This window comes from Thermodesulfobacteriota bacterium (genome assembly GCA_026415035.1).
Taxonomy (GTDB): domain Bacteria; phylum Desulfobacterota; class BSN033; order BSN033; family UBA1163; genus RBG-16-49-23.
In genome coordinates, this window is the sequence record JAOAHX010000002.1 from 99,753 (window position 1) to 126,001 (window position 26,249).

The window sequence follows — 26,249 nt, forward strand, 5'->3', positions numbered from 1 at the left end:
TCCAGATCCGATTTGATTTTTTCTCCGGAGAGATTAAAATGGGTCTTATAGGGAGGTTCACGGTTTCCAAGAGGGATGGACGAGGATGAGCGAGGTGCGTTTGACGGCCACGGTGAAGAAGGCGGGCTGAGCGGCCAAGATCGGTCCAGAGGATCTGGATCAGATCCTAAAGGCCTTGCCCCTTCCGAAGGATCCGAGGGTGCTCGTCGGATTGGAGACCTCGGACGATGCGGGGGTGTTCCAGTTGACCGAGGAGATCGCGCTGGTCCAGACCGCGGATTTCTTCACCCCCATTGTCGATGATCCCTTTGCCTTTGGCCAGATCGCCGTGGCCAATGCCTTGAGCGATGTCTATGCCATGGGCGGCACGCCTCTGACCGGGATGAACCTGGTGGCGTTTCCGATCAAAACGATGCCCTCTTCCGTTTTGAGAGAGATCCTCCTCGGGGGGCTATCCAAGATGAACGAGGCGGGTGTGGCCTTGGTGGGGGGGCATTCCATCGAGGACCCGGAGATCAAATACGGCCTGGCCGTTACGGGAACGATCGACCCCAGAAAGATTCTCACCAACGCCAAGGCCGAGGTCGGGGACCGTTTGGTCTTGACCAAACCCCTCGGCACAGGCATCATCGCCACGGCCCTCAAAGGGGGGATGGCCTCTGAGGAGGCGGTGAGGAAGATCATCCGGAGCATGAGCACGCTGAATCGAGAGGCTTCCGAAAGGATGATCCAGTTCGGGGCCCACGCCTGTACCGATATCACGGGGTTCGGTCTGATCGGCCATGCCCTCGAGATGGCCACCGCCAGCCGGGTCGGCCTCGTCCTCCGGTCCGAGGCGATCCCGGTCTTTCCGGAGGCCCTCGAATATGCCCGGTGTGGCCTCGTCCCTGGTGGGGCCCAAGCGAATCGGCAGTTCTTCTCTTGCAAGGTCGAAAAAGCAAGGGGTGTCTCGGAAATCCTCTTGGACCTCCTTTATGATCCCCAAACCTCCGGAGGGCTTCTCATCTCCCTCCCAGGGGATCAAGCAGAGGGGCTCATAAACGCATTGAAGACGCAAGGACACCTCGAGACGGCTCTCATCGGGGAGGTCGTGGCCGAGCCCGAGGGGAGGATCCTCCTCGTCTGATCTTGTGGAACCGCCCCTTTCCGCCTTATATTGAATTTAAACGGGCATTGAAAGGGAAGCCAAAAAGGGGAGTCGGTCGAGCCGAGTAACCCAAGAGGCGAAGCCCAGGGGGACGTGAGGATTATGGAAATCGAAGTCAAACTCTTCGCGACCTTGAGGGATTACCTTCCGAAGGGAAGCGGCAGGTTTTCGTGCCGGCTGGAGATCGACGGGCAGACGACGGTTCAGGACGTTTTGGATCGGTTGAAGATCCCCGAGGAGATTCCCAAAATCATCCTGGTCAATGGGGTCCACGGCAAGAAAGGGCAACTGTTGAAGGCAGGGGATGTGGTTTCGATCTTCCCTCCGGTGGCGGGCGGGTGATTTCTTCGGGGGAATCGGCCGGGAAGCCCTCAGCCCAGCCTTTCGAAACGACGTTATTGGCTGCCCTTTCCTTTAAGCTCCTCGATCTTCTTCTTCAGGCGTTCGGCCTGGTCCGCCTTGGGATTCAAGGTCAGCGCCTTCTCGTAGAACTGTCGCGCCTTTTCCCATCGACCCAATTTGAAATATCCATCTGCCAGATGTTCGGTGATGATGGGATCGTCCGGAGACAACTGGTTGGCCTTTTCCAACTCCATCACCGCACGTTCGTAATCCCCGAGCTTGAAATAGACCCACCCTAAACTGTCCGTGATGTAGCCGGTATTGGGTTTCAGGACCATGGCCCTTTCGATCATCCGAAGGGCCTCTTCCAGATGGATCTCCTTTTCGGCATAAGAATAGCCGAGGTAGTTGAGGGCATCGGCATGGTCGGGATCGAGGCGCAACACCTCCTTCATCTGGGCGACCATCTTCTCAAACTCTCCCATCTTGTCGTATAGGGCGCCCAGCTGATAGAGGAGGTCGATGTTCTCTGGATGATGGGAGAGCCCCCGTCGGATCGTTTCGAGGGCCTTGGTGAGCTGCTCCTCCTTTTCGTAAAGGGCGGAGAGGAGGAGATAGAGCTCCACGGCCTTGGGCTTGGCCTGGAGGGCCTCCTCCACCACCTGGATGGCCTCTTCCCCTCGCTTCTGTTTATTCAGGGCGTGGACGATGCTTCGCCGGGCGTCGACGAAGAATTCCGATTCGGGGGGGATCTTCTTGAGTTCTTGGACCGCAAGGTCGGTCATCCCCTGCTCTCCGTAGGCCACCCCCAAATAGTAACGGACCCGATCGTCCCCCGGGGTGGCGCCGAGGACGAATTGGAATTCGAGGATGGCCTGGTCCGGTTTTCCCTGTTCGAGATGGATGAGGCCGATCTTGGTCCGGAGATTGAGATCCCCCGCGCTCGATCTCTTGAGTTCTTGAAATTGGCTTAAGGCTTCGTCCAGTCTCCTCTCTTTAAGGTAGGTTTGGGCCAGCCGGTTCCTTGCCGGCTTGTGATCGGGGTGGAGGGCGAGGATCTTCTGGTAAACCTCTTGGGCCTTGGCGATTTCGTTACGGATCTCATAAACGATCCCGAGGTCCATCAGGGCGGGCAGGTATTGGGGGTCGACGGCCAGGGCCTTCAAGAGATACTCTTCTGCCTTTTCGAAGGATTTGACCTCGGCGTAGAGCCTGCCGAGAGAATAAAGCGCCATCAGGGAATTGGGTTCGAACGTGAGAAACTGGAGAAGCGAGTGGATCGCCTGGGGATAGTCCTGCTTCTCGGCATAGAGGGAGCTGAGGTAGAGATAACTTTCGCGATGGTGGGGGGCAAGCTCGGTTGCTTTTCGATAGGCCTCAATGGCAAGGTCCGTCTTCTTCATGGAGGCATAGACCCCGCCCAAGAGGAGATAGGCGGAGAGCTCTGAGGGGTTGAATCGGAGAGCGGCCTGACACTCTTCGATCGCCTCCTGCATCCATCCCTTGTAGATGTAGAGGGAGGCGAGCTCCACCCGGAGCGCGGGCTCCCTCTCATCATAGGCGATCGCCTTGCGGATCTCCTCGATGGCCTCCTCCAGTTTTCCCTCCTTGAACCTGAGCTGGGAAAGCAGAAAATGGTAGTAGGCGCGTGGCTTGGGAGAAATCGGTCGGGGTTGGGGAAGAACCTGTCCTTGAGGAGGGGAGGTGGGCTGAAGGGAGATCGCTTCCCTGCCGCCCGCACAGGACGAGAAGAAGACCATCCAGAGGGTCACGAGGACCCATTTGGCCGTCCCAGCTCTCATAGTCCCTTCATAACACCGTTTCGATAAGGCGTCAATCGGGCGGGGCCGAGGCATTCAGCCGGGGGCGTCGCTTCCGGGGGGACTTCAAGGGATCTCTCTTTTCAAATCGGTAGAGGGTCCGGGGGTTGACCTTCAAGATCTCCGCGGCCATCTTTTTGTTCCCTTGGGTTTGCTTCAGCACCTGGGTGATATACTCGGATTTGATCTCCTCGAGCGATTTCTGATGCTGGATCCCCCGGCGGATGAGACGGGAGGTCCCTTGGATGAGATCCGCGGGGAGATCTTGAGGGGTCAACACCTCCCCCTCCGCCATGATGACCGCCCTCTCGATCGCATTCTCGAGTTCCCGGACATTTCCAGGCCAGTCATGGTCCATGAGGAGGGCCATCGCTTCTTTCGAAATGCCTTTGAGGCCCTTTCCGGCCTCCTTCGCATAGCGTTCGAGAAAGTGATAGGCGAGCAGCGGGATGTCCTCCTTCCGGTCCTTCAAGTCAGGGAGGAAGATGGGGAAGACATGGAGACGGTAGAAGAGGTCTTCCCTGAACTCGCCCCGCTTCATTTTGGCCTCGAGGTTTTCGTTGGTGGCGGCGATGACGCGCACATCGACCTTGATCCTCTCGGCGCTTCCGATCTTCATCACCTCTTTTTCTTGGAGGACCCTCAACAGTTTCACCTGAACCGAAGGCAGGATCGTCGAGATCTCATCGAGAAAGAGGGTTCCTCCGTTGGCCTCCTCAAAAAGCCCCTTTTTGGTCTGGACCGCACCGGTGAAGGCCCCCTTGACGTGGCCGAAGAGCTCGCTCTCCACCAGGGTCTCGGGGATGGCCCCGCAGTTGAACGGGATCATGGGGCCTTGGGCCCTCGGACTGTTATAATGGATGGCTTTGGCCACCAGTTCTTTTCCGGTCCCGCTACCTCCGTAGAGGATCACCGTGCTGTTGCTCGGGGCCACTTTTTCGATGAGGGAGAAGACCTTCTGCATATTGGGGCTCTTCCCGATGATCTGGGAAAACTCAAACTTCTTTCTCACCTCCAATCGCAGGAGGCGGTTCTCTTGGAGGAGGCGGTTTTCCTGAAGGACTTTGGCGATGCGGAGCTGGAGGTCCCTCAGATCCACAGGCTTGGTGATGTAGTCGTTGGCGCCGGTTTTCATCGCCTCGACCGCCGTTTCGATCGATCCGTAAGCCGTCATCATGATGATGGGGATTTCGGGCCGGATCCCTTTGAGGACCCGGAGAAGTTCCATCCCGTCCATCTCTGGCATCATCAGGTCGGTGAGGATGAGGTCGAAGATTTCTTTGTCGACCTTTTCGAGGGCCTCCTGACCGTCTTTGGCCACCTCGACGGTGTATCCCGCCATCTGGGTTAAGCCCCTCTGAATGATCTCCCGGAGGAAGGCCTCGTCATCGACGACCAAGATCTTTAAGGGCTCCATGGTGTGTCTCTCACAAGATCCTTTTTAGCAAAAAAAGGAGGGGGAATCAACTGTTCCGGAGGCCCTTCCCTCCGACGAAGGGTTGACTCCCGCCGATTTTCTTATAAAATAAAAGGACATATGAAGGAAGAGCGGATCCTGATCGTAGACGATGAAGAGGTCATCTGCAACGTATTGGAGCGAAGGCTGATCAAGGAGGGCTACCTCTGTGTCACCGCCCATAACGGAAAGGAGGCCCTCAGCCGTTTCTATAAAGAGAATTTCTCCCTGATCATCTCCGACATCAAGATGCCCGAGATGAACGGGATCGAGCTGTTGCAGAAGGTGAAGGCCATCGATCCCAAGATGAAGATGATCATGGTGACGGCCTATCCGGAGATCGATCTGGCCGTCAATGCGATGAAATTAGGGGCCTACGATTTCATCATCAAGCCGGCCGACCTCGATTTGATCGTGATGAGCGTGAGAAAGGCCCTTGAAAGCAAGCGGCTCGAAGAGGAGATCGAGGCCTATCAGAACCGACTGGAAGAACTGGTCGAGGAGCGGACCCTCAAGCTCCAGCAGGCCTACCGGACCCTGAAAAAGGCCCATCTCGATTCGGTCAAGGTCCTGGCCGAGGCGATCGATGCCAAAGACCCCTACACCCGGGGCCATTCCGACCGCGTGAAACGGATGAGCCTCGCCATTGCCCGGCACTTGGGATTTTCAGAGGTCCGTCTCGAAGCCCTGGAGTACGGCGCCCTGCTTCACGATATCGGGAAGATCGGGATCAAGGACGAGGTCCTTCAGAAACAGGGGCCCCTCACCGAGGAGGAATACGAGTATATCCGGGAGCATCCGCTGATCGGGGTGAAGATCGTCGAGGGCGTCGAATTCTTCAAGGACAAGATCCCCATGATCCGGCACCACCATGAATTTTACGACGGGAGCGGGTATCCGGATGGACTTCGGGGAGAAGAGATCCCTCTCGAGGCGAGGATCATCAGCCTGCCGGATGCCTTCGACGCCATGACCAGCGTTCGCCCCCATCGCGGGGTGATGCCCCTCCAGGATGTCCTTGCGGAGCTGGAACGCTGGAAGGGCAAACAGTTCGACCCCCTGGTTCTGGAGATCTTCCTCTGCGAGAAGATCTACAAGATTTGAGAGCCTTTTCCGCGACCGGAAGATGCCAGCCAATCTCACCCCTCAATATTTGGAAGCCGAGGCCAAGTTCAAGCAGGCCAAGTCGATCCCGGAGAAGATTAAGGCCCTTGAGGTGATGCTGGCGGTCATCCCAAAGCACAAGGGGACGGAGAAGCTTCGGGGACAACTCCGGGCGAAGATGGCCAAGCTTAAAGAGGAGCTCCACAAGAAACCCGCCGTCAGCAGGGCCGAGCAGGCCTTTAACGTGAAGAAGGAAGGGGCGGCCCAGGTCGTCCTGCTCGGCCTGCCCAATGCGGGAAAATCGACCCTCTTCACCCATCTCACCCACGCCCCCTCCGAGGTCGCCGATTATCCCTTCACGACCCAGAGACCGATCCCAGGGATGATGCGGTTTGAGAACATCCAGATTCAGTTGGTCGACACCCCGCCTCTTCAGCTCGACCGGGTGGAGCCGGGATTCCCCAACCTCGTTCGGAGCGCGGATGGCCTCCTCTTTGTCCTCGACCTGACCGATGATCCGGTCTTCCAGATGGAGGTGATCCTCGAGGAGCTCGGCCGGATGCGGGTCGTGGCGGCCGACCGGCAACCCCCAAGCCCCCTGGAGTTAGGTTGGGTGTTCAAGCGGGGGATCCTCATCGGAAACAAGGCCGATCTCGGGGCCGCCGCCGAGGGATACCGCTCGCTCCGAGACCGTTTCGAACGGGACTGGCTGATCCTTCCGGTCTCGGCCAAGATGGAGATGAATTTCGAGGAGCTGAAGAAGGAGCTCTATCGCCGCCTCGACATCCTCCGAGTCTACACCAAGGCCCCGGGCAAGGATCCCGACCTGACCGAACCCGTCATCCTGAAAAAGGGGAGCACGATCGAAGACGTCGCCCTTTCCATCCACAAGGATTTTGCAGCCAAACTGAGGTATGCCCGGGTCTGGGGATCGGGGAAATTCGATGGCCAGATGGTGAAACGGGACTATGAGGTGTGCGAGGGCGATGTGATCGAGTTACACATCTAAACTCCAAGGTCTCCTCCCGAGGGGGAATCCGGAGGAAGAAGACCATTTGATGACGAGAAGAGATCTTTTAAGATGGATGAGAGGGCTTCCTCTCTTCCTTGGTTTTCCCTTTTCTCTCCAGAAGGTCGTGGCCTCCTCGGCCTTTCCAGAGAAGGAGAAGAGGGTTTCCATCGCAGAACATTTCTCCGGAGAGGAGCTTTATTATGAAATCGGGTTCTGGCTCTTTAAAAAGGCGGCCTGGGGGAGGTTGAGCTTCAGAGAGACGGAGAAGAAAGGGCGCTATCTGGCCACCCTTCAGGGGGAGACCATGGGGGTGATGGGGTTGGCCACCGGGTACAGGGTCGATACCTACCGTTCCCTGATGGAGGAGGTGGAGGGCGGGAGACGCCTTCGGGCGATCTCTTTCGAGGAGGACGTTCGGATCGGAGAGAGGTTGAGAAGGCGAACCCACCTTTTCGATTATCAGAGGAGGAAATGGATCCGGATCAGGAGGAAGAAGGACGGGACCCTTGTCAAAACGGAAGAGGAAATCCCTCAGGGGCAACACTATGATGACTTTTTGACCGCCTCTTATAATTTCAGATTCGGGGTTTACGGAGAGATTGAGAGGGGCAAAAGGTTCACCGTCCCGACCTTTCCGAAAAAGGGGGCCTCCCGTTATGAGGTGGTGGTCGCCGGTCGAGAGGAGGAGGAGAGGCGGAGGAAGGCTGAAAAGAACAGGGAGGGGAAGGAGTACTATGTGACCCTTGCCCTCGATCCTGAAATCACCCATTCGAAGGAAGGGATCGTCGAGGGGTGGCTCTCGAAAGACCTCTATCCGGTCGAGGGGAAGATCCGGGATGTGATCCTCTTTGGAGACGTTACGGGGAGGCTCACCCACAAAACGCGGGTCCCTTGAGGGTTTCTGGGGAGGAGAGCCCCGAGGCCTTCAGGCCCGCCCTTCGAACTGGGAAACAGGGCCATGGATACTTCGTCACGCTACTTCCGGATTCGGAGAAAAGACATTGCCTATTTTAAATTCATCATCGAATCACACGAGGGGATGGCCGTCGTGAGGACCCTCGATCCCGGGCAGGCGATCGTGGAATTGATGATCGCCCCGGGTTGGGAAGAGGACGTCGAGAGGGTCCTGGGAGGTTTGGCCAAGGAGATAGCGATCGAACCTCTGCCTCCCTTTATCGAGACTCGAACCTTTTCGGAACGTAAGGTTGGAGGTGGCCTGGAGGGGAACGATGCTTAGCCCTGACCTTCCCTTTGAAAAAATCTTGAAAGAGTCGCTGAGGCATGGAGGGGACTTTGCCGACCTCTATTACGAACAGACTTATTCAGTGGCCATCATCTGCGAGGAGGACCGGATTGAGAAGATGATCTCGGGACATGACGTCGGGGTCGGGCTTCGGGTCCTCTTCGACCAAAGGACCTTTTACGGTTTTACCAACCGCCTTCAAGAGGAGGACCTCCTCCATCTGGCCCGGGTGGTCCACCGGGCCATTCAGGAAGACCGGGCAGGGGGCCTCTACCCCCTGCTCCATCCCGCAGGGCCCTCCCTCTCGGCCCCCTCTTTTCCTCCCTCCGTTTCAACCGTTCAAAAGGACCCGAGGTCGGTGGTCGTGGAAGAGAAGGTGGCGATGGTCAACCGGGCCAACGCCCTTGCCCGGCGGCTCGATCCGAGGGTGAAGCAGGTCAGGGTCCTCTACCGGGATGTGAGCCAGCGAATTTCGATCGCCAATTCCGAAGGCTCATGGATAGAGGGGGAGAGAATCGGGACGGTCTTCTCCGTTCAAGTGGTCGCCTCCCAAGACGGTCTCCTCCAGACCGGATACGAGCCGGTGGGCGGCACGAAGGGTTTTGAACTTTTCGACGAAATCCCACCCGAAACCGTGGCGGAGGTGGCGGCCAGGAGGGCCTTGAGGATGCTCTCCGCCAGGAAGGCCCCCATGGGAAAGATGACGGTCGTTCTTTCGAGCGAGGCCGGGGGAACCATGATCCATGAAGCGGTCGGCCACGGACTGGAGGCCGACCTTGCGCAGCAGGGCCTCTCCGTCTATTCGGGCAAGTTGGGGGAGAAGATCGCCTCCTCCCTGATCACGGTCGTGGACGATCCCACCCTGCCCCACCGAAGAGGTTCTTATGCCTTCGACGACGAGGGGGTTCTCTCCCGGCGGACCGTCCTGGTGGAGGAGGGGGTATTGAAAAATTATCTTTACGATCGTCTCAGTGCCCTCCGGGACGGAAAGACCTCGACCGGAAATGGCCGAAGGGAATCCTATCAGGCGAAGCCGATCCCGAGGATGAGCAACACCCTCATCCTGCCCGGGAAGACCAAACCCGAAGCGATCATCCGGTCCGTGGAGCGCGGGCTTTTCGTGAAGAAGATGGGAGGGGGGCAGGTGAACACGGTCAATGGCGATTTCGTTTTCGAGGTGAGCGAGGGCTACCTGATCGAAAAAGGCAGTCTCGGTGAGCCCGTTCGGGGGGCGATCCTCATCGGCAATGGCCCTCAGATCTTAAAAGAGATCGATATGGTGGGAGACGATTTGGGATTCGGGATCGGCACCTGTGGAAAGGATGGCCAGGGGGTGCCGGTGGCCGATGGCCAGCCCACGCTTCGGATTCCAGAGATCGTTGTCGGGGGGAGGGAGGAACCGGCCTCGAGGGAAAGATAGGGAGGTGCAAGACGTGGAAGGCCTCGGCTAACTCTCCGACCCGGGGCCCGGTAGCCTCTCCATTTTGACCTTGGAGATCCGCTGACCCACCATTTCAACGATGCGAAACCGTTTTCCTTCCACCTCGAGGGCCTCTCCAACGCTCGGTATTTTTTGCAGGGCAGACATGAGAAATCCACCCAAGGTTTCATACTCCGGAGATTCAGGCAAGACGATCTGATAGTCTTCTTTCAAATCCCTGAGGGTGATGGAGGGATCGATCAGGAAGGTCCCGTCTTTCAACGGGATCACCGGGCTTTCAGTGTCATGTTCGTCCCGGATCTCCCCCACGATCTCCTCCAGGAGGTCTTCGATCGTCACCAACCCGGAGATCCCCCCATATTCGTCCACGACCAGCGCCATGTGAGTCCTCCGCTTCTGCATCTCTTTTAAAAGGAGGCTGATGTTCATCGTCTCCGGCACGAAAAAAGGGGGCCTCAGAATTTTTCGGAGGTCGACCTCGCCGGTCTTGCCGTAGAGGGTGAGGAAGTCTTTCGCGTTGAGGATCCCTCGGATGTCGTTGAGCTCCTTCCCGTAAACGGGATAGCGGGAGAATTGTTCTTCCTCGATAAGGGCGAGGATCTCGCTGGGGGATCGGTCGATTTGGATGGCCACCATCTGGGTGTCCGGGACCATCACCTCTTTGACAGACATGTCGGCGAACTCGAAGACGCTCTGGAGGATCTTTTCTTCGGTGGGTTCGAAGATCCCGTGTTTGCCGGCCTCTTTGATCAAGAGTTTCACCTCCTCTTCCGTGATGTAGGCCCTCTCGCTGAAAGGTTTTCTGCCGAACGGGGCAAGGACCAGGGAGGTGCTGAAGGTGAGGACCCTGACGAAGAGGGAGGCGACCTTCGAGAAGGCCTCGATGGGCCTTGCGGTCCACAGGCCGATCGTCTCGGGATGGGCGAGGGCGACCGATTTCGGGACGAGCTCTCCCAGGATGACCGAGACGTAGGTGATGAGGATCACCACGATCCCGATGGCGATGGGTTCGGCCGCCAGAGAGATCGTCCCGATCGGAACCATCTGGAGGGCAGGTTTGATCACCTCGACGGCAGCCACCCCCCCGACCGCCGAAGCAAGGGCGCTCACCCCGGTGATGCCGATCTGAATCGTGGCCAGAAATCGGTCGGGATTTTCCTTCAGTTTGAGCAGGATATGGGCATTTTTCTTCCCGCTGGCCGCCAATTCCTGAACCTTGCTTTTTCGGGCGGTGACGACAGCGATTTCAGTGCCCGCAAGGTAGCCGTTGAGGAGGATCAAGAAGAGGATCAGGAGCCCTTCTCCGAGGAGTTCTTGCATAGCGACCCCCATCATGAAGTTGGAATGCGAAGGAGGAGGAAGCGTGGGAGAGAATTCCTTGGTGAGGTTCCATCGAGAGCGTCCAACCCCTTAGGAAGAGGAGACATCTTTCAAAAGCGGACCCGTTTGAGACGTTCGATGGCTTCTTGAAGCCTTGGCTCCGCTACGGTCAAGGCCATACGGATGTAACCCTCTCCAGCCTCCCCAAAGCCATTTCCCGGCGTGGCGACGATCCCGGCCTGTTCGATCAAGAGGGTTGCAAACTGGGAGGAGGTATATCCCCGAGGGACTTTGATCCAGAGGTAGAAGGTGGCCTTGGGAGGGTCCACCTCCAGGCCGATCTCCTGAAGGCCCTTGACCATGAGGTCCCTTCGGCCTTCGTAAATTCGCATGAGCTCGGGGATGGGTGTCTCATAGCGACTCAAGGCTTCGATCCCGGCCTCTTGGATGGCCTGAAAGAGGCCTGAATCGATATTGGTCTTGACCCGTCCCAACCCCGAGACAATGTCCGGGTTGCCCACGGCAAAGCCGATCCTCCAGCCGGTCATATTGAATGTTTTGGAGAGGCTGTGAAACTCGATTCCCACCTCTCTGGCTCCATCGATCTGGAAGAAGCTGAGGGGGCGGTACCCATCGAAGGCCAGTTCCGAGTAGGCGGCATCGTGGCAGACGATGATCCCGTATCGTTTGGCAAAGGCCACCACCTCCTCGAAGAAAGGTTTCTCGGCGATGGCGGCGGTCGGGTTGTTGGGATAGTTGAGGAAGAGGAGTTTGGCCCGCCCGGCCACCTCTTCTGGAATTTCGGAGAGTTTGGGGAGGAACCCGTTCTCTTTGAGGAGGGGCATGAAATAGGGGGTGCCCCCCGCAAAGAGGGTGGCCACCCGATAGACCGGATAACCCGGGCTTGGAACGAGGACGTAATCTCCTGGATCGACGAAGGCCAAGGGGAGATGGGCGATGCCCTCTTTGGTGCCGATGAGGGTGAGCACTTCGGTCGTGGGATCGAATCGGACGCCGAACCTCCTTTCGAACCACCGGGCCGCTGCGGTTCTGAACTCGATCATCCCCTCATAAGAGGGATAGTGGTGGTTTTTAGGATCCTGGATCGCTTCTTTCATGCGTTCGATGATGGGCTGCGGGGTTGAAAGATCGGGGTCTCCCACGCCCAGGTCGATTAAATCCATTCCCTTCTGCTTCATCTCCGCTTTCTTCTGGTCGATCTGGGCGAAGAGATAAGGGGGGATCTGTTGGATCCGTTTCGCCTTTTCGATTTTCATCCGCCGCCCTCCTTCCGATCCGGTTTCGATAGATGTATCCTAAGTTCCCTCGAAATTCAAGACGATCGGGACAGGCCTTTTGAGGGGGTCGTTATATTGACATCTTCCCCTTCGACCTATCATAATAGTTGTTTATCATGGTCGAAATCTTGCGATCCAGAAAACGGGTTCGTTCGCAACCCATCGCTCCGCCGATCGCCCTTCTCTTTCTCCTCCTCCTCAGCCTTTGGACCGGTTGCGCGAGCCAGGGAAAAGATCTTAAGACGATCAAGGGGGACCCCGAACTCCTCTATCGACAGGGGCTGGAGCGTTTCAACAAGAGGGATTACGCCGCAGCCCTGGAGATCTTCAATCAGATCAAATCGACCTTTCCCGACAGCCCGCCCTACACCCAATGGGCGGAGATCAAAGTCGGGGATTGCCACTTTTTCAAAAAGGAGTATGTGGAGGCCATCGCCGCCTACGAAGAGTTTAAAAAGACTCGTCCAACCCACGAAGACATCCCCTACGTCCTTTTTCAGATCGGGATGTCCTATTTCCACCAGATGCGGAGCCACGATCGGGATCAAACGTTCACCAAGAAGGCCCTTGCCAATTTCGAATATTTAGTGGCCAACACCCCCCCCAGCCTCTTCACCGAAAAGGCCCTCGAGAAGATCGAGCTCTGCAAGAAGCAGCTGGCCGATCATGAATTCTACATCGGTTCGTTCTATTTCAAGCAAGGGAGATTTCAGGCCGCGGCCTCCCGTTTCGAAGGCCTTTTGGAGAACTATCCCAAGTGGGTGGAGGCGGAAAAGACCCTCTACCTCCTCGGAAGATGTTATCTCGAACTCGACCAGTGGGAGAAGGCGAGGGTGATTTTTACAAGGCTCGTGGAGGAATATCCTAAAAGCCCCCACGCCAAAGAGGCCAGGACCTTTCTGAATCAATCGGAGGAGAGAGGCCGCCTCCTTCAAAAAGGAAAGGCGAAAGAGGCAAAGAGGAAGGAGAAGATCGAATCTTTCTCCCTCGTCAAGTACGAAGAAGAGGGAAGGCGACCCCTTGCCTTCGAAAGAACCCCGGTGGCTGTCTCCAAAAAGGAGACTTCTCCTCCCCCTTCCAAGCGACGAACCGAACGGACGGTTCCCCGAGGGGAGGAGAGGGAGCTCGCCCCGCCTAAAAAAGAGGAAGACGGAAAGGGGACGAAAGAGGCTTTGAAGATAGACCTTAAGCCCGAGGAGGAAAGGCGGGTGGCTGCCCTTCCACCTCCCGGGTTGCGGCCCGAACCGAAAGAGACGAGCCTGCCGGAGAGGGAGGCTAAACCGGGGTCAAGAGAGCTTCCCTTGGAGGGGATGGGAGAGCCCATCGACATCACCTCGGACCGCGTCGAGAGCTTTTCGAAGGAGAATCGGATCCTCTTCAAGGGGAATGTCGTCGCCCGGCAGAAGGACGTGGTGATCTATTCCGATTCGCTCGAAGCCCTGATCCTCGACGGTGGAAAGGGGATCGACAAGGTGATTGCCGGTGGGAACGTTAAGATTCAGCAGGGAGCCCGGATGGCCAGCTCGGAGAAGGCCGTTTTTCACAATCGAGATCAGAAGATCTTTCTCTCGGGAGATCCGAAGATGTGGGAAGGAGAGAATATGGTCACGGGCGAGGAGATCGTCTTCGATCTCGCCAAGAATCGGGTCGAGGTCCGGGGTGGGCCGGGGGGCAGGGGAAAGGTGAGGGTCCTGCCGGGTGGCGAAATGCCCATTCCCAAATAAAAATGAAAAGGCCGCGGGTGACCGACGATGTTCGATAGTCTCTCGTCAAAATTGGAGTCCATTTTTAAGAAGCTCCGGGGCCACGGAAAATTGACGGAGCAGAATATTCAGGAGGCCCTCAAAGAGGTGAGGGTCGCCCTTCTCGAAGCCGATGTAAATTTTAAGGTGGTGAAAGACTTCATCCAGTCCGTCCAGGCCAGGGCGATCGGCCAGGAGGTGATGGAGAGCCTGACGCCCGCACAGCAGATGATCAAGATCGTCAAGGAGGAATTGACCCATTTGATGGGCGGCCAGGAGCAGAGGATTCAGCTTTCCGGAAGCCCGCCCGTGCCGATCCTGCTGGTCGGACTGCACGGTTGCGGCAAGACGACCACTGCGGCCAAACTGGCCCGCTACTTCCAACAGATGAAGAAACGGCCCTACCTCGTCCCCGCAGATGTCTATCGGCCCGCAGCGATCGAGCAGCTTCAGAGATTGGGCGAGGAACTCAAGGTCGATTTTTACCGGCCGGGGCCCTCCCAAACCCCCGTCGAGATCTGCCTCAAGGCGAGGGAGGCAGCCCTTAAAGGTGGGTACGATCTGATGCTGGTCGATACGGCTGGGAGACTCCACATCGATGAAGCCCTCATGCTCGAATTGAAGGAGATCAAGACCCAACTCAAACCGAGGGAGGTCCTCCTCGTCGCCGATGCCATGACCGGGCAGGATGCCGTCAATGTGGCCAAAAGTTTCAATGAACGGCTGGGGATCGACGGGATCATCCTTACCAAAATGGACGGGGATGCCCGGGGAGGGGCCGCCCTTTCGATCAAGGCCGTGACCCAGAAGCCGATCAAATTTGTCGGGGTGGGCGAGAAGCTCGATGCCCTTGAGATCTTCCACCCCGACCGGATGGCCTCCAGGATCTTGGGGATGGGAGATATCCTCACCCTGATCGAGAAGGCCGAGGCCGCCTTCGATGAAAAGCAGGCCAAAGAGATAGAGAGGAAGATTCGAAAGGATGCCTTCACCCTCGAGGACTTTCGGGACCAGTTGCGGCAGATTCGCAAGATGGGCTCTCTCGAATCGATCCTAAGCATGATCCCGGGCCTGCCTAAGAGGATGAAAGGGCTGGCCGGCCTCGAGATCGACGAAAAAGAGCTGGGGAGAGTGGAGGCGATCATCAACTCGATGACCCCCGAGGAGAGGGCCAATTACACGATTATTAACGGGAGCAGGCGTCTCAGGATCGCGGCCGGCAGTGGAACGAGCGTCCAGGAGGTCAACCGCCTCCTCAAACAGTACGCCCAGGCCCGTAAGATGATGAAACAATTCACCAAGCTTAGCGGGAAGGGGATGGGAAGAGGACGCATGCCCTTCTTCTCATAGATCCCTCGGTTCAACACGGGTTGAAGCTCTGATGGTTTTTTAAGGACAATCCTTCGGAAGGAGGTGGGATCAAACCGCATGGCGACATCGATGAGATTGATGAGGTTTGGCAGCAAGAAGAGACCCTATTACCGGATTGTGGTGGCAGACCGCCGCTCCCCGAGAGATGGGCGTTTCATTGAACAGATCGGAACTTACGATCCTCGAAAGGACCCAGCGGAAGTCCGGATCAAGGAAGAGAAGGCCATCCAATGGCTGAAGCGAGGGGCTCAGCCCACTCCGACCGTCCGTCAGCTTCTGCTCCGCTCAGGGGTCACGAGCAGGCTGGGAGGGGAAAAAGCGGCTTAAAAAGGCTCTTCGCCTCGGCCTGACTCGGTAGGGATCTCTCCGGGAAGGAAGCAACGATAGGAGGTGGAAGGATGACGGGAAAAGAGCTGATCGAGTTTATCGCAAAGGCGTTGGTCGACCATCCGGAGCAGGTCAAGGTTTCTGAAGTGGAGGGCGAGAAGACCTCGGTGATCGAGCTTTCGGTCGCCAAGGAGGATTTGGGGAAGATCATCGGCAAGCAGGGCCGGACGGCGAGGGCGATCCGGGTGATCCTGGGGGCGGCCTCGGCCAATCTGGGGAAACGCTTCGTCCTCGAAATTATCGAATAGGCACCCATGGAGGAGGAGTTCCATCCCATCGGGAGGGTGATCAAACCCCATGGTGTGAGAGGCAAGGTCAAGATCGACTACTACGGGGAGACGGCCTCTCGTTTTCCTTATCGAAGGATCTTCATCCGAGACCTCACCGGAAAGCCGACCCCCTTCGAAGTCCTGGAGGTCATCCCTCACCCACCCCGGTTCATCCTGAAGCTGAAAGGGATCGAAACGATCGAGGAGGCCGAGCCGCTGCTCGGGAGGGAGGTCCTCCTCCCCCGCAGAGATTTTCCGCCGCTTCAAGAGGATGAATTTTACTGGTTCGAGATCATCGGAATGGCGGTGGAGACCGAAACAGGCAGAAGGATCGGAAGGGTGAAGGGAATCTTCCCGACCGGTGCCAACGACGTCTACATCGTCCAGGGAAAGAGGAGGGAGATCTTCCTGCCGGCCATCGAACCCGTCATCCGAGAGATCGATCGTCAGAAGAAGGTGATCCGGGTGGCATGGATGGAGGGGTTGTGGGAGGAAGAAGATGAGGTTTGACCTCCTCACCCTCTTCCCGGAGATGTTCACCTCGGTCTTCCAGGTCTCCATCTTGGGCAAGGCGATCGAAAGGGGAAGGATCCAGGTTCGAACGATCAACCTCCGGGATTTTGCCCAGGACAAACATCGCACGGTCGATGACACCCCCTACGGGGGAGGCCAAGGGATGGTGATGAAGGTCGAACCCATCGCCCGAGCGATCGAACAGGTCAAGGCCGAGGACCCTTCCACATGGGTGATCTACCTCACCCCTGAAGGAAAGGTGCTGACTCAGGAAAAGGTGAGGGAGCTGGCCTCCCGGAGCCACCTCCTTCTGCTCTGCGGGAGATACGAAGGAGTGGATGAGCGGGTCAGAGCGTTGTTCATCGATGAGGAGATCTCCATCGGAGATTATGTCCTTACCGGGGGAGAATTGGCTGCGATGGTGCTGATCGATGCCGTGGCCCGTCTGATACCCGGCGTTCTGGGATCAGCCCGTTCCGCCGAAGAGGACTCCTTCTCCCATTCTCTGTTGGAGTATCCCCAATATACCCGACCCCCGGACTTTAGGGGGCATCGAGTGCCCGAAGTCCTTCTTTCGGGGGATCACCAAGCGATCGCCCTCTGGCGAAGAAGGGAGGCCCTGAGGAGGACTTGGAGGCGGAGGCCGGACCTCCTGGGGAAGGCCACCCTGTCCGAGGCCGACCGGAAATTATTGGAGGAGATCAAGCTCGAAGAAGGAGGTCAACGGTAGGGGGGAAACGAGGCGATGGCGTCAAACCTCTACATCGGGTTGGTCCATTACCCGGTCTACGGGAAGAGGCGAGAGGTGATCGCGACCGCCGTCACCTCCTTTGACATCCATGACATTTCTCGGTGCGCCCGGACCTTTGGACTGGGAGGGTATTTTATCATCACTCCCCTTGAAAGCCAGATCGAATTGGTCCAAAGGATCCTCCGTCACTGGGACCAGGGCGAGGGGGCGCTCTATAATCCGACCCGAAAGGAGTCGCTCTCCCTCGTCAGGGTCTCTCGGAGTATCGAGGAGGCAGAGGAGGAGATTTATCGATGTCATCGGATGAGGGCGAGGACGGTTGCGACGGGGGCAAAACCCTATCCGGGGGCCGTTCCATTTGAGGCCCTGAAAGAGCTCCTCAAGCAAGGGGAGATCCCCTATCTTCTCCTCTTCGGAACGGGGTGGGGGTTGACCCAGGAGGTGAAGGAGCGGTGCGACTTGGTATTGGCACCCATCGAAGGGAAAGGTTATAATCACCTCTCGGTTCGATCCGCGGTGGCCATCATCTTGGATCGACTCCTGGGCGATCGTCCCAACCCTGACAGGGCTTCGCCTTCTGGAATCGGACCCAGGGGATGATCCCAGGCTAAACCCTATTCCCTCGCGAAGGTCGCCTTCGCGTTTTGCAGGAGATTGGAAGGGAGAGTCGTCATGAACACGATCGAGCTTATCGAAAGGGAACAGTTGAGGACGGACCTGATGCCCTTCAAGGTGGGCGACACGGTCAGGGTCCACGTGAAGATTGTCGAGGGAGACAAAGAGAGGATCCAGCCTTTTGAGGGTGTGGTCATTCGGAAAAAGGCCGGTGGGGTTCGGGCCAGCTTCACCGTACGAAAAGTCTCCTACGGCATCGGGGTCGAGAGGATCTTCCCCCTCCACTCCCCGAGAATCGACCGGATCGATGTGATCAACAGGGGCAAGGTGAGGCGGGCCAAGCTCTTTTATCTCAGAAAGCTGAAGGGCAAGGCCGCCAGGATACGGGGAGAAAAGAAGCAGGAGGGTTGACGACCTCATCCATGCTCTTCCCTGACCTTTCGAGGCAACCCACGGATTATTTCGAAAAGCTCTATCACGGTCGGGGATACCGCCGGATCGCAGGGATCGATGAGGCGGGCCGGGGCCCTCTGGCCGGTCCCGTCGTGGCCGCCGCGGTCGTCCTTCCAGAGGAGGGTCTCGATTTGAAACTCTTCGATTCGAAACAGATCCCCTCCAAAAAGAGGGATGAACTCTACCAGCACATCCTCGAGAGGGCCTTGGGAATCGGCATCGGGATTGTATCCCCTCACGAGATCGACCGGTTGAATATCCTCCAGGCGACGCTCAAGGCCATGGTCCAGGCGGTCGAGACGCTGCCCTTCGAACCCGACCTCCTCCTGATCGATGGCCGACACAGGCTCCCCCTCTCCATGCCGCAGCAGCCCCTCTGTAAAGGAGACAGGACGTGCAACTCCATTGCCGCCGCCTCCATCGTGGCCAAGGTGACCCGGGATGGTCTCATGATGGAAGGACATCGTAGGTACCCCCAGTATAATTTTGCCAAACACAAAGGCTACGGGACCGCCGAACACCGGAAGGCGATCGAACGATACGGGGTCTGTGAGCTTCACCGGAAAACCTTTCGGGGGGTCAAGGAATATCTGCGAGAGGCATAAGCCGAAAGATTTAAGGAGATGGAAAAGAAGGCACTGGGGGCGAAGGGCGAGGAGATCGCCCTTCGTTTTTTAAAAAAGAGGGGGTACCGCATCCTCGAGAGGAATTACGTTTGCAAAATGGGAGAGATCGATCTCATCGCCAAGGAGAAGGACACCCTCGCCTTCGTCGAGGTCAAGACGAGACGGTCCAGCCGATTTGGCCCTCCAGAGGAGGCCGTCGACCGGAGAAAACAGGAGCAACTCTCCAGGGCAGCCCTTTTTTATCTGAAGGAGAGGGGGCTTGAACAGGAGAAGGCCCGCTTCGATGTGGTGGCCGTCCAATGGGGGCCCGAGGGCCCTCAGGTCGAGCTGATCCGCAATGCCTTCGAGTTACAATACCTTTAAAAAAAGGGCGACGGTCGAGGTTTGGGCTTCTCCTATTTGACAATTGGTGGCCGTTCTGTAACAATAAGACCGAACATGCTAGGGGAGCTCGTTTGGGCTGAGAGTCCTTGTCCCTTCTAAAAAGGGCGGGAGACCCTTTGAACCTGTTTGGGTAATTCCAGCGAAGGGAAGCGGTGAAAAAAGGAAAGGCCGTAAGACCATTCATTGGAATTACGGCCTTTTTTAATCTGACGAGAGTTTTCTCTCCCGGCCCATGGGCCGGGGGACAATCAAACCTATGGAGGGAGGAGTTGGAGAGAGATGTCCATGATCCTTGAAGAGCGAATCATCACCCAGGCCATCGTCGACCGATATTTCCAGAAGCTCAAAGAGAATCTCTCCCTTGATGTCGCCGTCGTGGGAGGCGGGCCTTCGGGGCTGGTCTGTTCCTACTATTTGGCCAGGCAGGGGTGGAAGGTGGCCCTTTTCGAGAGGAAACTGTCCATCGGGGGCGGGATGTGGGGAGGAGGGATGATGTTCAATGAGATCGTCGTCCAGGAGGAGGGAAAGAGGGTGCTGGACGAATTCGGGATCCGAACGCTTCCCTATGGGAAGGGATATTACACCGCCGATTCTGTGGAGGCGGTCTCCACGCTCTGTTCGAAGGCCGTCCAATCGGGGGTGACCCTCTTCAATCTGATCAGCGTCGAAGATTTGATCATCCGGCAGAACCGCGTCGAGGGGCTGGTGATCAACTGGACTGCGGTCGAGATGGCCCAATTACACGTCGATCCGCTCACCATCGAGGCCAAGAGGGTGGTGGATGCGACAGGCCATGCGACGGAGGTGGTGGCCATCCTCCAGAAAAAGAACGATGTCCGATTGTTGACCGAGACCGGGAAGATCGTCGGGGAGAGGTCTTTATGGGCGGAGGCGGCTGAAAAGGATACCCTGGCCAACACCCGGGAGGTCTTCCCTGGCCTCTATGTCTGCGGGATGGCCGCCAACGCCACGTTCGGATCTTACCGCATGGGGCCCATTTTCGGAGGGATGCTCCTTTCGGGTGAAAAGGCGGCCTCCTTGATTGCGGAATCCCTTCGGAGGACGTGATGAAACGAATTCTGACGATCGCAGGTTCTGACTCCGGAGGGGGGGCCGGGATTCAGGCCGACCTGAAGGCGATCACCCTCCTCGGGGGGTACGGGATGAGCGTGGTGACCGCCCTTACGGCCCAAAATACCACAGGGGTCCAGGCGATCCATCCCGTCCCGGCCTCCTTCGTTAAAAAACAGATCGATGCGGTGCTCTCCGATATCGGAGCCGATGTGATCAAAACAGGGATGCTCGCCAACAAAGAGATCGTGGAGGTCGTTGCCAAGAAGATCGGGCAGTATGGAGTCCGGACGGTGGTGGTCGATCCGGTGATGATCTCCAAAAGCGGGGCCCCTCTGCTCCGGAAGGATGCCCAGAAAGCCCTCATCCAACGGTTGATCCCTCTGGCCACGGTTCTCACCCCCAACCTCCACGAGGCCTCCGCCCTCACGAACCGCCGGGTCCGGAACCTGGACGAGATGAGGCTTGCGGCGATCGACTTGTGGGCGATGGGAGCCAAGTTTGTGGTGGTCAAGGGGGGCCACCTGAAGGAGAAGGCGGTTGATCTCCTCTACGACGGGGCCAATTTTATCGAATTCGAACATCCCAAGGTCGCCAGCCGTAATACCCACGGAACGGGATGTACCTTTGCCTCGGCCATCGCCACGTTTCTGGCCAGAGGGGAGAGCGTTCCCGGAGCGGTCAGCCGGGCCAAAGATTTCATCACCTTGGCGATCCGGGCCGGGATCAACCTCGGCAAGGGAACGGGGCCTACCAATCCGACCGCCTATGCCCTCAACGAGATGGCCAGGTACGATGTGATTCAGGAACTGAAGGCCTCGATGGAGGTTCTACGGGAGAAGAAATTGGGTCACCTGGTTCCGGAGGTCTCCTCCAACCTGGGCTATGCCCTACCCTTTGCGGTGAAACGAGAGGATGTGGCCGCCTTTCCGGGGAGGATCGTCAGGTGGAGGGAGTCGATGGCCACCTTCGGGAGCCCCGAGTTCGGGGCGTCCCGACATGTGGCCAGCATCATTCTGACCGCCATGAGATTCAATCCCTCCTGTCGGTCGGCCATGAATCTCCGCTACTCGAAGGAGAACGTTTCTCGGATTGAGGAGAAGGGGTTCCTCGTTGGCCATTTCGATCGAAGGCTCGAGCCCAAGGAGGTCAAAGAGGAGGAAGGATCCACCCTGGAATGGGGGGTGAACGAGGTGATTCGAAGTCTGAATCGGATTCCGGACTTCATCTACGACGAAGGGGATATCGGTAAAGAGCCCATGATCCGCGTTCTCGGCCGGAGCCCGGCCGAGGTCGTCGAGAAGGTCTTGAAGGTCTTCGAAGAGGAGGCCGTGGAGGGTGGAACCGGGTCGGCTCTCCATCCTTCGCAGCCCTAAAAAGTTGAGGGAGATGTCGAATGACGCAGAGGATTGAAGCCCTCAAGGGCAGGATCACCAAAGAGATGCGGTGGGTAGCGGAGGAAGAAGGGGTCTCCCCGGAGTGGCTGAGGGAGAAGGTCGCCGCTGGCCGGATCGTGATCCCGATGAACCGAAATCGCCAAGGGGTCAGGCCCGTGGGCATCGGAGAGGGGCTCCGGATCAAGGTGAATACGAACATCGGCACCTCCTCCGATCACGTCGATCTGGATGTGGAGTTGGAGAAGTTGCGGGTTTCGATCGAGGCGGGCACTGACACGGTCATGGATTTAAGCACCGGGGGAGACATCGATGCCATCCGAAGAGAGATCCTCCGGCACACCCCCATTCCGTTGGGAACGGTTCCCATCTACGAGGCGGCCATCGAGGCGGCCAGAAGGCGGGGGTCTCTGGCCAAGATGGAGGTGGAGGATCTTTTCGAGGTGATCGAGCGTCAGGCCGAAGAAGGGGTCGACTTCATGACGCTTCACTGCGGGGTGACCCGGAACGCCCTGGAGCGGTTGAAACAGGCCCGCCGGCTCTTAGGGGTGGTCAGCCGAGGGGGGGCCTTCCTGGTGGAGTGGATGATCTACAACGACCGCGAGAATCCCCTCTATGAGCATTTCGATCGGGTCCTTGAGATCGCCAAAAAACATGATGTCACCCTGAGTCTGGGCGACGGGTTGAGGCCGGGCTGTCTGGTGGACGCCACGGATCGTCCACAGGTCTTGGAGACGATCCTTCTCGGAGAGCTGACCGAGAGGGCCTGGGCGGAGGGAGTGCAGGTCATGATCGAAGGTCCGGGACATGTCCCCCTTGACCAGATCGAAGCCAACATCCTCCTGGAAAAGAGACTGTGCAAGGGCGCTCCCTTTTATGTGCTCGGTCCCCTGGTGACCGACATCGCCCCTGGCTACGATCACATCGCATGCGCCATCGGCGGCGCCATCGCGGGCAAGGCAGGGGCGGACTTCCTCTGTTATGTCACGCCCTCCGAACATCTCAAACTTCCCACGCCCCAGGATGTCAGGGAAGGGGTCATCGCCACGCGGATCGCAGGCCATGCCGCGGATATCGCCCGGGGCCTTCGAAGGGCGATCGAGCGGGACATCGAGATGGCCAAAGCCCGAAGGGACTTCGACTGGGAGAGGCAGATCGAACTTGCCATCGATCCGGAGAAGGCGAGGCGTTACCACGAAGAGGGGAAGTCCCGAACCGAAGATGTCTGCACAATGTGCGGAGAGTTTTGCGCCATCAAGCGGGTGAAGGAGTTCTTCGATGGCGAGGCCAAGTGCTTTTAAACCTTCTTTAGGATCCCTTTGATCAGAAGGAGGGAGGCGAGTTTCATCTTCAGCACGAGCAGGGCCAGTTGAACCATCCATTTTTCCAAGGGGATCACCTTCCTTTCTTATTTCCCGATATTAAAAACCTCTGCAAAAAATATGCCTTTCTTTCGCTCCCTATTCGAAGCCACTAACCCTCTGTTTAAATGAGGAAACCGGGCGGATCGGGGGAGAGAAGGAGGGACCTACCGTTCAGTTTTTGACAAAAAAGGTCATCCGAGGAGTCAAGATTGACCCATGGGATGGGGAGAGGAGTTGTTTAGGACTCTCCGAGGTAGGCTTTTCGGACCATATCGTTGTGGCGAAGATTCTCAGCCAGGTCGCTTAAAAGAATCGTCCCGGTCTGAAGCACATAGCCCCGGTCGGCCACTTGGAGCGCCATCCTGGCATTCTGCTCGACCAGGAGAATGGTCGTTCCTTCTTGGTGAAGCTGACGGATGGTTTGAAAGATCAGGTCGACCAACACAGGGGCCAACCCCATGGAGGGCTCGTCCATCAACAATACCCGGGGGTTGGTCATGAGGGCCCGACCCGTGGCCAGCATTTGCTGCTCGCCACCGCTCAGCGTTCCAGCCAGCTGCTTCTCCCGCTCACGGAGCCTTGGAAAGAGGTGGTAGACACGGTCCAGGTTGGCGGAGATGGCCCGAGGATCGGAAAGGGTAAACGCGCCCATTTCGAGATTTTCCTTCACGGTCAGCCGACCGAAGATCCGCCGTCCCTCAGGGACCTGGACGACCCCTTTGGCCACGATCTCGTGGGGGCGATAACGGAGGAGGTTCTCTCCGTTTAAGAGGATGGATCCCTGGGCCGGCTTGAGCAGGCCGCTTGTGGTTTTGAGCAGGGTGCTTTTTCCCGCGCCGTTGGCTCCGATGAGCGTCACGATCTCTCCCCGATGGACGGTCAAAGAGACCCCCTTGAGCGCGTGGATTTGGCCGTAGTAGGTGTGGATGTTTTGGATGTCGAGCAGGGGGATTTCCATATGGGTTCCTGAGGATCCTCTCAATTCTGGGCCGGTCCCGATTCTTGGACCCCTCTGCCTAAATAGGCTTCGATGACTTTCGGATTTCGTTGAATCTCCGAGGGAGGTCCTTCGGCGATCTTCTCTCCGTAGTCCAGGACCGTTACGACCTCGGAGATGCCCATCACCACCCTCATCTGGTGTTCGATGAGGAGGATCGTAATGCCCAGGGCATCTCGGAGATGTTTGATGAAATCCATCATGTCCTGTGTCTCCCTCGGATTCATCCCAGCGGTGGGCTCGTCGAGGAGGAGCAATTTCGGACGGCAGGCCAGGGCCCGAGCGATTTCAAGGCGGCGCTGATCCCCATAGGGAAGATTCTTGGCCAAGAAATCGCCTTTTCCAGTCAGGTTGACGAACCGGAGGAGCCGCCTGGCCTCCTCGGCGGCCTCCTTCTCTTCCTGCCGGGTCCCGGGCGTGCCGAGGACGATGCTGAAGAAATTGGCCCTGAGATGGCTATGGAGACCGACCAGGACGTTTTCCAAAGCGGTCAGGTTGGGAAAGAGACGGATATTCTGGTAGGTCCTGGAGATCCCGAGACGGACGATCCGATCCGGAAGGAGGCCCACTAGGGAGCGGTTCTCGAAGAGGATCTCTCCCTCTTCAGGTTTATGGAAACCCGTGACGCAGTTGAAGAAGGTCGTCTTCCCAGCCCCGTTTGGACCGATGATGCTGTGGATGCTTTTCTCCCGCACGTCGAGGTCGAGGTTGGCCACCGCCACGAGCCCCCCAAACCTTTTCGTCAGATTACGGGTCGAAAGCAGGGTCATTTTCCCATCCCCTCAGGGAGCCTCCTCCTTGCCTGTCGCTTCCTCATGAAACTCCCGGCGGTGGACCGCCTCCGGCCAAAGTCCTTCGGGTCTGAGGAGCATCATCGCCACCAGGGCCGCCCCGTAGACCAGGAGCCGATATTCGGCAAATTCTCGCAACAGCTCGGGCAGGCCGACCAGGGCCGCTGCCCCCACGATCACGCCCGGGATCGATCCCATGCCGCCCACGATGATCACGCAGAGGATGTTGATGGAGATCATCACGTTGAAACTGTGGGGATAGACCGAACCCAATTTGGTTGCGAAGATGGCCCCGCTGATCGCCGAAAAGCCCGCGCCCGTGGCAAACGCCAGAAGCTTGGTGGCCACCAGGTTAATCCCCATGGCTTGGGCCACGTCCTCGTCCTCCCGCATCGCCATCCAGGCGCGGCCGAGTCTGGAATCCCTCAGTCTTAGGGAGACGAAGGCGACGAGGAGACATCCGGCCAGGATGAGGTAGTAGATCTGTTCCGGGCCGGAGAATTCGAAACCTCCGATCCTCGCCTTCGGGATCTTCCCGATGCCCTGGGCCCCGCCCAGCCATGGCCTGAGAAAGTCGGAAAGGACGAGGATGCGGATGATCTCGCCGAACCCGAGGGTGGTGATGGCGAGGTAATCTCCACGCATCTTTAGGACGGGGATGCCCAGCAAGACGCCGGAGATGATCCCGAGAAGAATGGCGAAGGGGAGGGCCTGCCAGAAGTTGAGGTTGAAGAATCCCAGTTCAGGAGAGGTCAGGACAGCCACCGTGTAGGAGCCGATGGCGAAGAAGGCGACATAGCCGAGATCGAGGAGGCCGGCATAGCCCACCACGATATTGAGGCCGAGGCCGAGGAGGACGTAGAGGCCGACGATGGTAAAGACCTCGCTCAGGAAGAGGCCGAGGACCCGTGGAAGGATGAGGAGGACGAAGATCAGAAGGAGGAGGCCAAAGATCTTCAGGCCCCGTTTCGAGACAGGAGGAAGGTGTCGGAACCGGGCCTGAATGGCACCCCCCTGTTTGTCCCAGAAGAGGACGAAGAGGGCGATGAGAAGAGGTAACCCGATGGCGCCCTGGATCGTCAAGCCGTTGGCCGTATAGATCCATTCGTTGAGGATCGCGAAGGGCCCCCAGAGGGCGATGGTCGGCCGGATCAAATCCTGTAGGACCCCTGCGCCGATCAGGCTTCCCAGGGAGGTGAGCAGAACCCTTCGGATGGTCTTGGGCGAGAGGAGGAAGAGGCCCCCGATCAACCCGGTGGCGGCCCCGAGGCCCAGAAGGAGGAGGATCCCCTGGCTTATCCCCTGGCCAAAGAGGAGGAGCTGGTAAAGGAGAGGCGA

At 57.9% G+C, this 26,249-nt stretch carries 27 protein-coding genes and 1 riboswitch; of the genes, 20 read left to right on the plus strand and 7 right to left on the minus strand.

Annotation, left to right across the window (positions count from 1 at the left end):
• Positions 1–85 precede the first annotated feature (85 nt).
• Together selD and N3G78_01980 are read left to right on the plus strand one after the other, a co-directional pair.
• A complete protein-coding gene (gene selD / locus N3G78_01975) occupies positions 86–1,126 on the plus strand; it encodes a selenide, water dikinase SelD (protein MCX8116686.1) in 1,041 nt (346 codons plus the stop codon).
• Between the two features lie 123 nt (positions 1,127–1,249).
• Positions 1,250–1,489 carry a MoaD/ThiS family protein gene (locus N3G78_01980; protein MCX8116687.1) on the plus strand — a complete coding sequence of 80 codons (240 nt, stop codon included), beginning with the start codon at positions 1,250–1,252 and terminating at the stop codon, positions 1,487–1,489.
• A gap of 53 nt (positions 1,490–1,542) precedes the next feature.
• Here N3G78_01980 and N3G78_01985 read toward each other — a convergent pair whose 3' ends face one another.
• The gene (locus N3G78_01985) at positions 1,543–3,291 is read right to left on the minus strand and encodes a tetratricopeptide repeat protein (GenBank protein MCX8116688.1); all 1,749 of its coding nucleotides are present in this window, start codon (positions 3,289–3,291) and stop codon (positions 1,543–1,545) included.
• 31 nt (positions 3,292–3,322) lie between these two features.
• Complete coding sequence (locus tag N3G78_01990) at positions 3,323–4,726, minus strand: sigma-54 dependent transcriptional regulator (GenBank protein MCX8116689.1); 1,404 nt, start codon at positions 4,724–4,726, stop codon at positions 3,323–3,325.
• A 120-nt stretch (positions 4,727–4,846) separates the two neighbouring features.
• Between N3G78_01990 and N3G78_01995 the strand changes: the two genes are divergently transcribed.
• From N3G78_01995 to N3G78_02015, 5 genes are all read left to right on the plus strand, one after another.
• Positions 4,847–5,869, plus strand: coding sequence for a response regulator (locus N3G78_01995; protein ID MCX8116690.1), 1,023 nt, complete (start codon positions 4,847–4,849; stop codon positions 5,867–5,869).
• A gap of 22 nt (positions 5,870–5,891) precedes the next feature.
• Positions 5,892–6,878 (plus strand): 50S ribosome-binding GTPase, encoded by a 987-nt coding sequence (locus N3G78_02000; GenBank protein MCX8116691.1) that lies wholly within the window; start codon positions 5,892–5,894, stop codon positions 6,876–6,878.
• 49 nt (positions 6,879–6,927) lie between these two features.
• Positions 6,928–7,776 carry a DUF3108 domain-containing protein gene (locus N3G78_02005; protein MCX8116692.1) on the plus strand — a complete coding sequence of 283 codons (849 nt, stop codon included), beginning with the start codon at positions 6,928–6,930 and terminating at the stop codon, positions 7,774–7,776.
• Between the two features lie 63 nt (positions 7,777–7,839).
• Positions 7,840–8,118, plus strand: coding sequence for a DUF4911 domain-containing protein (locus tag N3G78_02010; protein MCX8116693.1), 279 nt, complete (start codon positions 7,840–7,842; stop codon positions 8,116–8,118).
• Complete coding sequence (locus N3G78_02015) at positions 8,111–9,544, plus strand: TldD/PmbA family protein (GenBank protein ID MCX8116694.1); 1,434 nt, start codon at positions 8,111–8,113, stop codon at positions 9,542–9,544. The genes N3G78_02010 and N3G78_02015 overlap by 8 nt, the downstream gene beginning before the upstream one ends.
• A 27-nt stretch (positions 9,545–9,571) precedes the next feature.
• On the opposite strand, the gene N3G78_02020 is transcribed toward N3G78_02015, so the two are convergent.
• Positions 9,572–10,885: a hemolysin family protein gene (locus tag N3G78_02020; protein MCX8116695.1), complete on the minus strand. Its 1,314-nt coding sequence runs from the start codon at positions 10,883–10,885 to the stop codon at positions 9,572–9,574.
• A 110-nt stretch (positions 10,886–10,995) separates the two neighbouring features.
• Positions 10,996–12,156, minus strand: coding sequence for an LL-diaminopimelate aminotransferase (locus N3G78_02025; protein MCX8116696.1), 1,161 nt, complete (start codon positions 12,154–12,156; stop codon positions 10,996–10,998).
• 143 nt (positions 12,157–12,299) lie between these two features.
• Here N3G78_02025 and bamD point away from each other — a divergent pair, with 143 nt between their 5' ends.
• The 13 genes from bamD to thiC all read left to right on the plus strand — a co-directional run bounded on the left by bamD (position 12,300) and on the right by thiC (position 23,060).
• The gene (gene bamD, locus N3G78_02030) at positions 12,300–13,907 is read left to right on the plus strand and encodes an outer membrane protein assembly factor BamD (protein ID MCX8116697.1); all 1,608 of its coding nucleotides are present in this window, start codon (positions 12,300–12,302) and stop codon (positions 13,905–13,907) included.
• Between the two features lie 27 nt (positions 13,908–13,934).
• A complete protein-coding gene (ffh, locus tag N3G78_02035) occupies positions 13,935–15,275 on the plus strand; it encodes a signal recognition particle protein (GenBank protein MCX8116698.1) in 1,341 nt (446 codons plus the stop codon).
• Positions 15,276–15,353: 78 nt separating this feature from the next.
• The gene (gene rpsP / locus N3G78_02040; protein ID MCX8116699.1) at positions 15,354–15,623 is read left to right on the plus strand and encodes a 30S ribosomal protein S16; all 270 of its coding nucleotides are present in this window, start codon (positions 15,354–15,356) and stop codon (positions 15,621–15,623) included.
• Positions 15,624–15,694: 71 nt separating this feature from the next.
• Complete coding sequence (locus N3G78_02045; GenBank protein MCX8116700.1) at positions 15,695–15,931, plus strand: KH domain-containing protein; 237 nt, start codon at positions 15,695–15,697, stop codon at positions 15,929–15,931.
• Positions 15,932–15,937: 6 nt separating this feature from the next.
• The gene (gene rimM, locus N3G78_02050; GenBank protein ID MCX8116701.1) at positions 15,938–16,462 is read left to right on the plus strand and encodes a ribosome maturation factor RimM; all 525 of its coding nucleotides are present in this window, start codon (positions 15,938–15,940) and stop codon (positions 16,460–16,462) included.
• The gene (gene trmD / locus N3G78_02055) at positions 16,452–17,195 is read left to right on the plus strand and encodes a tRNA (guanosine(37)-N1)-methyltransferase TrmD (protein ID MCX8116702.1); all 744 of its coding nucleotides are present in this window, start codon (positions 16,452–16,454) and stop codon (positions 17,193–17,195) included. The genes rimM and trmD overlap by 11 nt, the downstream gene beginning before the upstream one ends.
• A gap of 15 nt (positions 17,196–17,210) precedes the next feature.
• Positions 17,211–17,816: an RNA methyltransferase gene (locus N3G78_02060; GenBank protein MCX8116703.1), complete on the plus strand. Its 606-nt coding sequence runs from the start codon at positions 17,211–17,213 to the stop codon at positions 17,814–17,816.
• Positions 17,817–17,888: 72 nt separating this feature from the next.
• Entirely contained in the window at positions 17,889–18,242 is a 354-nt protein-coding gene (gene rplS / locus N3G78_02065; GenBank protein ID MCX8116704.1) for a 50S ribosomal protein L19, read from the plus strand.
• An 11-nt stretch (positions 18,243–18,253) separates the two neighbouring features.
• Positions 18,254–18,889 (plus strand): ribonuclease HII, encoded by a 636-nt coding sequence (locus tag N3G78_02070; GenBank protein MCX8116705.1) that lies wholly within the window; start codon positions 18,254–18,256, stop codon positions 18,887–18,889.
• Positions 18,890–18,907: 18 nt separating this feature from the next.
• A complete protein-coding gene (locus N3G78_02075; GenBank protein MCX8116706.1) occupies positions 18,908–19,273 on the plus strand; it encodes a YraN family protein in 366 nt (121 codons plus the stop codon).
• A 70-nt stretch (positions 19,274–19,343) separates the two neighbouring features.
• A riboswitch (TPP riboswitch) is annotated at positions 19,344–19,459 on the plus strand.
• Between the two features lie 120 nt (positions 19,460–19,579).
• Positions 19,580–20,362, plus strand: coding sequence for a sulfide-dependent adenosine diphosphate thiazole synthase (locus N3G78_02080; protein ID MCX8116707.1), 783 nt, complete (start codon positions 19,580–19,582; stop codon positions 20,360–20,362).
• On the plus strand, positions 20,362–21,741 hold the full coding sequence (locus tag N3G78_02085) for a bifunctional hydroxymethylpyrimidine kinase/phosphomethylpyrimidine kinase (GenBank protein ID MCX8116708.1): 1,380 nt from the start codon (positions 20,362–20,364) through the stop codon (positions 21,739–21,741). The genes N3G78_02080 and N3G78_02085 overlap by 1 nt, the downstream gene beginning before the upstream one ends.
• Before the next feature lie 20 nt (positions 21,742–21,761).
• Entirely contained in the window at positions 21,762–23,060 is a 1,299-nt protein-coding gene (thiC, locus tag N3G78_02090) for a phosphomethylpyrimidine synthase ThiC (GenBank protein MCX8116709.1), read from the plus strand.
• A gap of 301 nt (positions 23,061–23,361) precedes the next feature.
• Here the strand turns inward: thiC and N3G78_02095 are convergent, their stop codons facing one another.
• Genes N3G78_02095 through N3G78_02105 form a run of 3 tightly spaced genes read right to left on the minus strand, consistent with a single transcriptional unit; the run spans position 23,362 to position 25,871 of the window.
• Complete coding sequence (locus tag N3G78_02095) at positions 23,362–24,075, minus strand: ABC transporter ATP-binding protein (protein ID MCX8116710.1); 714 nt, start codon at positions 24,073–24,075, stop codon at positions 23,362–23,364.
• A 26-nt stretch (positions 24,076–24,101) separates the two neighbouring features.
• Positions 24,102–24,890: an ABC transporter ATP-binding protein gene (locus tag N3G78_02100; GenBank protein ID MCX8116711.1), complete on the minus strand. Its 789-nt coding sequence runs from the start codon at positions 24,888–24,890 to the stop codon at positions 24,102–24,104.
• A 12-nt stretch (positions 24,891–24,902) separates the two neighbouring features.
• The gene (locus N3G78_02105; GenBank protein MCX8116712.1) at positions 24,903–25,871 is read right to left on the minus strand and encodes an ABC transporter ATP-binding protein; all 969 of its coding nucleotides are present in this window, start codon (positions 25,869–25,871) and stop codon (positions 24,903–24,905) included.
• Positions 25,872–26,249 lie beyond the last annotated feature (378 nt).